The following is an 8,872-nucleotide window of genomic DNA, read 5'->3' on the forward strand; positions in this document are numbered from 1 at the left end:
CTTTCGGGTGGAGAAAAAACTCGTTTGGCAATGATTAAACTTTTGCTCGAACCAGTAAATTTATTGATTCTCGATGAGCCTACCAACCACTTGGATTTGAAAACCAAAGACATTTTGAAGGATGCCCTGCGTGCGTTTGAAGGTACAATTATCTTGATTTCTCACGACCGTGATTTCTTGGAAGGTCTGGCCAATAAAGTATTTGAATTTGGCAACAAACGAGTGCGAGAACACTTTGAAGATATTACAGGCTTCTTGCGTAATAAGAAAATGGAGAATTTGCGTGAGATTGAGCGTAAAGGAAAATAAGCGTTTTTTTAAACGTAACCATCAACAAAAAGCACCGATTCGTAATCATCGGTGCTTTTTGTTTTTAAAAATCTTCCAATTGTTGTAGAAGCGGCACTATTTTTCTTCCTTTTTCCGATAAGCTATATTCTATGTGTAGCGGTTTTAGCTGAATAGTCTGTTTAGTCAGAATTCCCTCTGCTTCTAATTCTTTCAGGGCCGTTGCAATGGCTTGTTTATTTGAGCCTTCCAGTTGGCGTAAGAGTGCATTAAATCGCACAGGTGCGTCAATGGCGAGTCGTAAAATCATGGGTTTCCATTTTCCTGCAATTGATTTTAGCAGTTCTTCGGCAGGGCATTTTATTTCTTTCATTTTTTCAAAATCAGTAGTCATCTTTTTTTGACTAATTGACAAGCATTTATCTTAGTTGCACCTTTGCAACATAATTTTAGTGCAATTAGGTTCATACCCGATGGCCATAAATTTATATCATCTGTTTTGAAAAGTACAGAATAAAAAATGAAAATCTACATCAAACTTTTGGTTTTAAGTGTATTACTAAATCCATGCAACGCTCAAATGTTAACAAAAATGCAAAATTCAAACCCCATGCTGTGCGATATTGAAACGGGTATCTGCGGCACCGAAACTTCCGAATCTACCGTAAAATTTGATGCTACAATTCAGCAAAAATCAATAAAGGTTATTTATTTTACTGACCCTATTTGTTCATCTTGTTGGGGAATTGAACCACAATTACGACGCATGAAGTTGGAATACGGCGAACATTTAGAAGTCGAATACCACATGGGCGGTTTGCTTAAAGATTGGTCGTATAACAGTGGAGGTATTAGTAAACCAAGCGATGTGGCTCATCATTGGGACGAAGTGAGCCATCACTACGAAATGCCAATTGATGGTGATGTTTGGTTAGAAGACCCGCTCCCGTCATCGTATCCACCTTCGATAGCGTTTAAGGCGGCTCAAATACAAGATAATGCAAAGGCGATTTTGTTTTTAAGAAAAATCAGGGAAATGGTTTTTCTTGAAAAAAAGAACATTACCAAATGGCAGTTTATCGAGCAAGCGGCTCAAGAAGTGGGGCTTGATGCTGTGAAATTAAAGCAAGATTTTGATGGGAAAGCCCAAACTCTTTTTCAAGAAGATTTGGCACTGGCACGCCAGATGGGTGTTCGTGGTTTTCCGTCGTTGTTTTTTACTGATAAAGAAAATAATGCTTTGTTTTTATACGGAGCAAAGCCTTATTCGGAGTTTGAAAACAAGCTAAAAGTCTTGAAAAGTGATATTACCAAACACAGTTTTGATGCTGGTTGGAAATTTCTCTTTGAGCATTATAAGAGTTTAACTGCCAAAGAATTTGCTGTTTTGGCCAATAAAAGTCTTGAAGAAGCCAAGGCAGAATTGAATAAACTTACAGAGAATCATCAACTTACTATGTATGCTACCAAAAATGGGAATATTTGGTATCTAAAATAAATTTGCTAAATTCACTTTCAATAAGTCATTCGCCTCGTGGTGAGTGACTTTTTTGTTTTATTTATACAAGCTTTTTTTACATGATAGCAAACACACCACCTGCACCGTACTATGCCGTGATTTTTACATCAATTCGTACTGAAATTGATAATAATTATGGCGATATGGCTCAACGAATGGTTGAATTGGGTAGCCAGATGAAAGGATTTTTAGGCATAGAATCGGCCAGAAATGAAATAGGAATTACGGTTTCTTACTGGGAAAGTTTGGAGGATATTAAACACTGGAAACAAAATGCCGAGCATCAAATTGCTCAGCAAACAGGCCGAAAAGAATGGTACAAAGCCTACAAAACTCGCATCTGTAAGGTTGAGCGAGATTATGGTTTTGGCTTATAAGCTTACTCGAAAGTAAACTTATAAGCTAATGATGGTATTGGCGACCCAAAAATCGTCAATTTATAAGGGTTCAACACTCGGTTTTCGGCTCTGTAGAAAACAGAATATGGATTTTTTCGTCCGTATAAATTATAGACCGAAAAAGCCCAATTACCTTTAAATCTGCGGTTTGGATTCATTTTTGGGTTGTAAATATTCCAGGCAAAATCAAGTCGATGATAGTCAGGAATTCGGGCGTTGTTGCGGTCTGAATAATAAGGAAGTAGGTTATTATTAAACTCAACATAACCCTGTGGCGTTGTAAACGGACGCCCCGTTGAATAAGTAAAATTAAACGAAAAATCGTGGTGTTTCCCTTGCCCAATGACGATGCTTGCGTTTACGGTATGCGGTCGGTCGTAGTTAGCAGCATAAAAATTACCATTATTGATGCGTTGCTCGGGCAAATTACCTTCATTAATTTTATTCAACGACCTCGCATACGTATAGTTTATCCAGCCAGTGAGCATTCCTTTTTCTTTCGAGGCCATCAATTCAATGCCGTAACTTTTGTTAAATCCTTGCAAAAGTTCGGTTTCGGGGAAATTCTTCAAGAAAAAATCTGCCCCTGATTTAAAATCTATCACATTTTGCGATTTTCGGTAATAAACTTCCACACCCAATTGGTAAAGTTCATCAGATAGATTTTTTGTTACGCCAATAGTTGCCAACTGACTAACTTGCGGTTTGATATGAAAATCGGCCAATTTCCAACGAGAAGTAGGAAGCGGGGTAGTAGTATTTGAGATTTGTTGGAGGTATTGTCGTGAAAGATTATACCCAAATTTTAGGTTTAAAGATTGACTAATTGCATATTTCAAACCGAGTCTTGGTTCGAGTCCACCATAAGATTTTGATACTTTATTTTGCGTATAATCTTGTGTTGAAACCACTGTATTATCTCTTTTTGGCTCATTTTCGGCATAGAGTCTGACAGTAGCAGGCCCTAAATTCATGAAATTTGAATAGCGTAAACCCGCCGAAATATCCAATTTTTCATTCACCTTAATTTCGTCTGAAATATAAATACCACTTTCCAACCCAAATTCTTTATCAGTCGTTTTAGCGGCTACCGATTCGCTCTTATTAGGTATCAGTTCGCCAGGATTTATGCCGTATTTTAGTACATCAAAACCAATTTCAATAGCATTATTATTGCTTGTATGACGGTAATTGCTTTTCAGTTGTTGGTAAGAAATCTGCTGCGAAACTTTTACTTTATTGGCCGAATTGAGTTCGGGGAGTAAAATATCTGGCTGATAAACGGAGTTTACCACAATGGTTTCAATCAAATTTTTTGAGTTGATGGCGTAAATCCACTTACCCGAAATATTATTGGTTTTATAACGGAATTGGGTCGAGGTGGCATTTACACTATTGATTGTTCCCAAAAGCTCGGTTTGGAAGAAATCATAACTCAAATAATTTGACAGCGAAATGGTATTTTTACTACCCAGTTTGAAAAATAATTTGGCGGCAATATCGCCAAAGTTTGATTTCATCTCTTTGAATTTCGGAGAAACAATGGGCAAAATAAAATCATTAAACGAGCCACGCCCCGCAATGAGTAAACCAACTTTATCTTTAATAACTGGAATATCTAAACGCAACTTTTCTGATACCATACTAATTCCACCGTTTAAGCTGAATTTAGTTAAAGATGGATTACTCAGCGAAATATCCAATACGGATGCCGTGCGGCCACCATATTTTGCGGGGATATTACCTTTGAAAAGCTGCAAACCCGAAATAGCATCCGAAGGAAATGCCGAAAATAAACCAAACATATGCGTTGGGTTGAAGATAGGGGCATTATCGAGTAAGATTAAGTTTTGGTCGGTAGTTCCACCTCTTACATTCAGCCCGTTGGATGCCTCGCCAACACTGTTTACACCCGGCAACATTTGCAATCCTTTTAAAATATCAGTCTCGCCCAAGGGCGTTGGTAGTTTGTTGATTGTCTTGATATTCAGTGTATTAACACCCAGTAATGGCCGCTCGGTTTCCTGCAATGAGGCATCGTTTTTTACTACTACTTCGGCCAATTCGTTTTCATTTTTTTTCAAAAGAAACACCAAAGGCTGCGTTTGCTCATTCAAATTTAGCTTTGCTGTATAGGCTTTATACCCAATATATTTGATTGTAATGGTAGTTTTTGATGTTTTCAATTGTGTGCTAAACTCACCTTTTTCGTTGCTTAAAATCGCTTTTTCGCCCGTGCTAAAAGTAATGGTTGCCCCAATCAATAACTCGTTTGTGTCTTCGTCTCTGATACTACCACGAACCGAAAATTGAGCATTAGCCAACAGACTAAAAAGGGTAAATTTTAGTAGAAGTAAATAGAATTTCATTTGATTTTTAGTTAATCCAAGCTTTGGGCTGTTGATTGGTTCGAGTAGCACTATTGACACACGGGGCAAGCGGTGGACGCACCGTACTCGGGCCTGCTGGCTCATACTTAGTTGCTCGGCCACCTAAAAGTCCGACGGGTACAACTTGCTGTTGGAAGACATCTTGTTTGTCGAGCCAATGAGGTGCGGTTGCTTTTCCAGCCACAATAAAATATCCAGAAGTATTGATTGTTGGGTCATTGACCGAACTTACGTTTCCAATCAAAGCAGCGGGAGGCGTATCGGCAAGACCACCAGTTTCGATGCCTTGTTTTTGGCTGAGTCGGATAAAATTATAGGCTTCTTTTGAAATAGAATATTGGCTTACATCGAGCAATGCACCCGTGTATTGAAAGACCGGCATAGTGCCAATATACTGATTTTTGATGAGTTTTCCGTTGGAAAGTTCGTCATTATTAACAACCAATTGGGTAGAACGGACAATTTCCCAACAGCTTGTTTCGCAGGCGTAATCAAAAATATTGTTATATCGTTTGAGTAAGGCGTCTTCTACACAAGCCCCGTAAGGTGCAGGAGTTCGGTAATAATAGCCGCCGATGCAAGTCTGACAAACATTCTGTTTTTCGTAGAGCGTCCATTCCCACAAATATTGGTTTTGAGCATTGGCGGGGTCTTGAATATCGACATAAAGTTTATGTCCAGCACTCGTTTTGCCTTCGGCATTTGAAATTCCTTCAGCATCAAGTAAATGACTAACCTTTTCGATAGCAACTGGAGCTAAAAGCTTTTCAACTTTAGATTCAAAAATTTTACCATCGGCGGTAGTGAATTTCAGTTGGTAGGTACTTCCAATTTCACCCTTAAAATTGCTATCAAAATAGTAGGTGCCTTCTTGTTTTTCGGTGAGAGCAATAGTTGTGCTACCATTGACTACCACCGAAACTTTTGCTCCTCTGATTGGATTAATATTGCTACTTCCCGAAGCCGAAGGCAGCGATTCTTTCAATAAGATAGGTCGAAGGTTTACATCGTTTGCGAGTAAACCTTCAACAATAATTATCTTACTATTTGTACTAATTGATTGAGTGTAAGGTTCGACGCATCCCTCCATTACAGACAACCACCCCAACAATATTAATATTTTGGGAAATTGTGTAGTTAGCTTTTTCACTATCTGTGTTTTTAATCTAAATAAGGGTCAATCGTCTGAATCTTTCCTTCCGAATCGTATGTAATTTCAGTGACTTTTACACTTCGTAAATGAGTAACACCTTCCGAAAGGCTCGAATCATGATAGAATAAGTACCATTTTCCATCAACTTCGCAGATTGAATGATGCGATGTCCAACCAACAACAGGGTTTAAAATTCTGCCTTGATAGGTAAAAGGTCCGTAAGGGTTATCGCCTGTTGCGTAGCAAATGAAGTGAGTATCGCCCGTAGAATACGAGAAATAATACTTGCCATTATAGTAGTGCACCCAAGGAGCTTCAAAGAATCGACGGTCGTTGTCTCCTGCTAAAAGAAGCTCGCCATTTTCGTCTAAAATTTTTACCTCTCTTGGCGTTTCAGCAAATTGTAGCATATCATCGCTTAGTTTGGCTATAATTGGGCAAAGGGCAGGTTCGTGCGAAAGGGGCTCTTCGTTCGCTGCATCGTACTGATTATTGCGGTATTTCTGTAATTGACCTCCCCAAATTCCACCAAAATAGAGGTAAAAACTACCATCTTTATCTTCAAAAACTGCTGGGTCAATGCTATAACTACCTTCGATTGGCTGTGGCTCGGCTACAAAAGGGCCAGTTGGAGAGTCTGAAACCGCAACCCCAATTTGGAAAATATCATCGGCTTTTTTTGCAGGAAAGTATAGGTAATATTTGCCGTTTTTGCGAGTTGCATCAGGTGCCCACATTTGGCGAGTGGCCCAAGGTACGTCGTTTACGTGCAGAGCCACACCGTGGTCAACTGCTTCACTATCAATAGAATCCATCGAAAGAACGTGGTAGTCTTCCATAGCAAAATGACTTCCTAAATCATCAAAAGCAATTCCTGCGTCGATGTCGTGCGATGGATAAATATAAATCTTCCCATCAAAAACATGAGCTGATGGGTCAGCCGTAAAAATATGTTTTACGAGAGGTTGTGAAATCGAGTTTTGATTTAAAACATCAAAATCGATGTGTGCGATACTTTCTTCTGGCATTGTTTTAATTGGTTACTATTAACTACTTTCTTCTTTGTTTTAAGTCTGATTCTATTTGTGTTTCCATGGCTTTATTGATTTTATAACCAAAAAGCAAAAGACATGCAATAAGAAAAACTAAGCCCGGATAAATACTTACGGATAGTTTGATTCCAGAAACTGTTTCTGGGGTTTGGGTGGCTTGCTCGGCCACATAGCCAAATGTTGAAAGCAATGCAGCTCCAACTGCTCCACCTACGCTCAATCCAATCTTTAAACCAAAAATCATGGCTGAAAATATGATGGCGGTTGCACGGCGATTATTTTTCCATTCAGAATAATCGGCTACGTCGGCAATCATTGCCCAAAGGAGCGGAATTGTTACTCCATACGTAAATCCGTGTAAGATTTGAGTAAGAAAAACGATTCCTATGGCATCTTTGTCATAAAAATTGAAAGCTATAAGGCATAAGGCTGAGAGTGCAAGGAAGATTCCAAAGATATTTCTTTTACCAAATCTATCAGCAAGTGGTTTTGTAAACATAATCCCGAAAATCATGAAAATGATTCCACCCGCATTGAAAAGGCTATTTGCTGATGTTGGAGCATCTTCTGGCCATTCAAATTTTCCTAGACCAAAGCCCGTAATTGTGGCATTCAGGCCTTTTATAAAAGTATTAAATCCGATGCTTTCAAGATAATTAGCTTGGGCAGTAGGGTCAAGATAATACTTGAAATAATAAATATACATACCGCCTTTCAGTGCTAATGTTATGAAGACAAAAATAGTAACTAATAACATTATCACCCATGGTTTATTACGTGATAAGTCGGTTAAATCTTGCTTAATACTACTTTTTTCTTCGGTAACTGGTACAATCCTTTCCGTTGTAGTTAAAAAGGTGATTATCAGGCATATAACTCCAACTATTGCAAAGAATAACATTACTTTTTCGAATCCTTCGGCTTTATTTCCATGTCCTAACGATAAAGCTAATGGCAATAATAATGATTGAATAATGAACTGAGCAACCATTACCGCCACAAATCGATAAGAAGAAAGACTATTACGTTCTTTCATATCGCCCGTAATTACTCCACTAAGTGCCGAATAGGGTAGATTACTTGCCGAGTAAACAATTACAAGTAAAAAATAAGTTACGAGAGCGTAGATAATTTTACCAGTTTCACCAAAATCGGGAGTTGAAAAAGCTAATAGCGAGATAATTCCAAAGGGTACTGAAGTCCATAAAACCCATGGTCGGAATTTTCCCCAACGAGTATTAGTACGGTCGGCAATTATACCCATCAGGATATTGAAAAAAGCACCAAAAAATCCACCTATAAAAATAATGATACTGGCTGCTCCCGCAGGAATTTTATAGACATCAGTATAAAAATACGCCAAAAATGTCATTAATGTTTGAAAAATAAGGTTTGCTGCTAAATCGCCTAAGCTATAACCTATCTTTTCTATGACCGTTAGTTTATGTGTTTCTGTACTCATCGCTTTTTCTTAGGGTTTTATTAGATTATTTTAAATTTATTACTGCGTTGTAGGCTGGTTTTGGTTGATATGCTCTATCGAAAAGAAGTGGATAATTGGTTCTGCCTTTAATTGGCCAGCCATTCAGCCAAGAATGCCCATCATTGACTCCCCAAAATGTAATTCGACTGATTTTATCCTGATGCTTAATAAATATTTTGAATAACCCTTCGTAGCGGCTGGCCAATGATTGCTGAACCGAATCAGGAAGCCCAGAAGGGTAGGGGTTCATGAATGGACTGCCTTCAAAGTTTTGATTCACATCTGCTCCTTTCAAATCCCATGGGTTTGGTAAAACTGTAATGTCGAGTTCGGTAAAGGCTACTTTAAGGCCCAACTTTGAAAATTCAATGATTGATTCTTCTATATCTTTGAGCGATGCCCCCGTAAGATTCCAGTGTCCTTGAATACCAACACCATTGATTTTGGTTCCGCTTGCTTGTAACTTCTTGATAAGCTCAATTGCTCCTTTGCGTTTGGCAGGTTGCTCAATGTTATAATCGTTGTAATACAACTCAGCAGTTGGGTCAGCTTTGGCGGCTAAATCGAATGCTTCTTTGATGTAGCCTTC

General features: G+C 38.5%; 9 protein-coding genes. 3 read left to right on the forward strand and 6 right to left on the reverse strand.

What is annotated here, in order from left to right; genetic code table 11:
- A partial coding sequence (locus ACOVO2_RS02080; RefSeq protein WP_421768378.1) for an ATP-binding cassette domain-containing protein occupies nucleotides 1-309 on the forward strand: 309 nt, incomplete at its 5' end.
- Nucleotides 310-373: 64 nt separating this feature from the next.
- Here ACOVO2_RS02080 and ACOVO2_RS02085 read toward each other — a convergent pair.
- Nucleotides 374-661 carry a winged helix-turn-helix transcriptional regulator gene (locus tag ACOVO2_RS02085; RefSeq protein ID WP_421768379.1) on the reverse strand — a complete coding sequence of 96 codons (288 nt, stop codon included), beginning with the start codon at nucleotides 659-661 and terminating at the stop codon, nucleotides 374-376.
- Nucleotides 662-880: 219 nt separating this feature from the next.
- Here ACOVO2_RS02085 and ACOVO2_RS02090 point away from each other — a divergent pair, with 219 nt between their 5' ends.
- On the forward strand, nucleotides 881-1,786 hold the full coding sequence (locus ACOVO2_RS02090) for a ClpXP adapter SpxH family protein (RefSeq protein WP_421768380.1): 906 nt from the start codon (nucleotides 881-883) through the stop codon (nucleotides 1,784-1,786).
- 80 nt (nucleotides 1,787-1,866) lie between these two features.
- Nucleotides 1,867-2,184: an antibiotic biosynthesis monooxygenase family protein gene (locus ACOVO2_RS02095; protein WP_421768381.1), complete on the forward strand. Its 318-nt coding sequence runs from the start codon at nucleotides 1,867-1,869 to the stop codon at nucleotides 2,182-2,184.
- Nucleotides 2,185-2,186: 2 nt separating this feature from the next.
- On the opposite strand, the gene ACOVO2_RS02100 is transcribed toward ACOVO2_RS02095, so the two are convergent.
- From ACOVO2_RS02100 to ACOVO2_RS02120, 5 genes are all read right to left on the reverse strand, one after another.
- On the reverse strand, nucleotides 2,187-4,574 hold the full coding sequence (locus ACOVO2_RS02100) for a TonB-dependent receptor (RefSeq protein WP_421768382.1): 2,388 nt from the start codon (nucleotides 4,572-4,574) through the stop codon (nucleotides 2,187-2,189).
- Nucleotides 4,575-4,581: 7 nt separating this feature from the next.
- Complete coding sequence (locus tag ACOVO2_RS02105) at nucleotides 4,582-5,745, reverse strand: DUF4249 domain-containing protein (protein WP_421768383.1); 1,164 nt, start codon at nucleotides 5,743-5,745, stop codon at nucleotides 4,582-4,584.
- 11 nt (nucleotides 5,746-5,756) lie between these two features.
- Nucleotides 5,757-6,776 carry a glycoside hydrolase family 43 protein gene (locus tag ACOVO2_RS02110; RefSeq protein ID WP_421768384.1) on the reverse strand — a complete coding sequence of 340 codons (1,020 nt, stop codon included), beginning with the start codon at nucleotides 6,774-6,776 and terminating at the stop codon, nucleotides 5,757-5,759.
- Between the two features lie 22 nt (nucleotides 6,777-6,798).
- Nucleotides 6,799-8,262: an MFS transporter gene (locus ACOVO2_RS02115; RefSeq protein WP_421768385.1), complete on the reverse strand. Its 1,464-nt coding sequence runs from the start codon at nucleotides 8,260-8,262 to the stop codon at nucleotides 6,799-6,801.
- Between the two features lie 25 nt (nucleotides 8,263-8,287).
- Nucleotides 8,288-8,872, reverse strand: a 585-nt coding sequence (locus ACOVO2_RS02120; protein ID WP_421768386.1) for an endo-1,4-beta-xylanase, incomplete at its 5' end; no start/stop codon positions are given.

Origin of the sequence: Emticicia sp., assembly GCF_049241225.1 — a bacterium.
GTDB lineage: Bacteria > Bacteroidota > Bacteroidia > Cytophagales > Spirosomataceae > Emticicia.

Bases quoted from the DNA above. Each gene is read 5' to 3' on its own strand.
- ACOVO2_RS02085 (WP_421768379.1), bottom strand. From the start codon at position 661: ATGAAAGAAATAAAATGCCCTGCCGAAGAACTGCTAAAATCAATTGCA.
- ACOVO2_RS02090 (WP_421768380.1), top strand. From the start codon at position 881: ATGCAAAATTCAAACCCCATGCTGTGCGATATTGAAACGGGTATCTGC.
- ACOVO2_RS02095 (WP_421768381.1), top strand. From the start codon at position 1,867: ATGATAGCAAACACACCACCTGCACCGTACTATGCCGTGATTTTTACA.
- ACOVO2_RS02100 (WP_421768382.1), bottom strand. From the start codon at position 4,574: ATGAAATTCTATTTACTTCTACTAAAATTTACCCTTTTTAGTCTGTTG.
- ACOVO2_RS02110 (WP_421768384.1), bottom strand. From the start codon at position 6,776: ATGCCAGAAGAAAGTATCGCACACATCGATTTTGATGTTTTAAATCAA.
- ACOVO2_RS02115 (WP_421768385.1), bottom strand. From the start codon at position 8,262: ATGAGTACAGAAACACATAAACTAACGGTCATAGAAAAGATAGGTTAT.